Source organism: Amycolatopsis sp. NPDC049159, assembly GCF_040648295.1.
Taxonomy (GTDB): Bacteria; Actinomycetota; Actinomycetes; order Mycobacteriales; family Pseudonocardiaceae; genus Amycolatopsis; species Amycolatopsis pretoriensis_A.
On the sequence record NZ_JBEZDL010000057.1, the window covers coordinates 1 to 1359 of the forward strand.

2 rRNA genes (1 of these 2 only partly in view) are annotated in these 1359 nt (G+C 55.1%); both read right to left on the reverse strand.

Annotated features, from left to right (window positions below):
- A 5S ribosomal RNA gene (gene rrf / locus AB0B33_RS46700) occupies nucleotides 1–117 on the reverse strand.
- 69 nt (nucleotides 118–186) lie between these two features.
- Nucleotides 187–1359, reverse strand: a 23S ribosomal RNA gene (locus AB0B33_RS46705); it runs 2039 nt beyond the window's last position.

Genomic DNA, 1359 nt, shown 5'->3' on the forward strand with positions numbered 1-1359 from the left:
GTTCGGCGGTGTCCTACTCTCCCACAACCCTTCGGTTGCAGTACCATCGGCGCTGTCAAGCTTAGCTTCCGGGTTCGGAATGGGACCGGGCGTTTCCCTGACGCTAAAACCACCGAAACACTCCGAAACAACACACGCAACCTAGCGTGGTGTTTCAGAACCGTAGAGTGGATGCGCAACATCTTCGTAGACAAGTCCTCGGCCTATTAGTACCAGTCAACTCGACAACACATTACTGTGCTTCCATTTCTGGCCTATCAACCCAATGGTCTCTTGGGAGCCTTAACCCACAAAGGGGTGGGATACCTCATCTTGGAACAGGCTTCCCGCTTAGATGCCTTCAGCGGTTATCCCTTCCGAACGTGGCCAACCAGCCATGCCCTTGGCAGAACAACTGGCACACCAGAGGTTCGTCCGTCCCGGTCCTCTCGTACTAGGGACAGCCTTCCTCAAGTATCCTACGCGCGCGGCGGATAGGGACCGAACTGTCTCACGACGTTCTAAACCCAGCTCGCGTGCCGCTTTAATGGGCGAACAGCCCAACCCTTGGGACCTACTCCGGCCCCAGGATGCGACGAGCCGACATCGAGGTGCCAAACCATGCCGTCGATATGGACTCTTGGGCAAGATCAGCCTGTTATCCCCGGGGTACCTTTTATCCGTTGAGCGACACCCCTTCCACCAGGAGGTGCCGGATCACTAGTCCCGACTTTCGTCCCTGCTCGACATGTCTGTCTCACAGTCAAGCTCCCTTGTGCACTTGCACTCAACACCTGATTGCCAACCAGGCTGAGGGAACCTTTGGGCGCCTCCGTTACTCTTTAGGAGGCAACCGCCCCAGTTAAACTACCCATCAGGCACTGTCCCTGAACCAGATCATGGCCCGAGGTTCAGATTCCCAATTCGACCAGAGTGGTATTTCAACAACGACTCCACAGTAACTAGCGTCACCGCTTCACAGTCTCCCACCTATCCTACACAAGCCGAACCGAAAACCAATACCAAACTATAGTAAAGGTCCCGGGGTCTTTCCGTCCTGCCGCGCGTAACGAGCATCTTTACTCGTAGTGCAATTTCGCCGGGCCTGTGGTTGAGACAGCCGGAAAGTCGTTACGCCATTCGTGCAGGTCGGAACTTACCCGACAAGGAATTTCGCTACCTTAGGATGGTTATAGTTACCACCGCCGTTTACTGGCGCTTAAATTCTCAGCTTCGCCATTACTGGCTAACCGGTCCTCTTAACGTTCCAGCACCGGGCAGGCGTCAGTCCATATACATCGTCTTGCGACTTCGCATGGACCTGTGTTTTTAGTAAACAGTCGCTTTCCGCTGGTCTCTGCGGCCACCCACCCCTAGCCC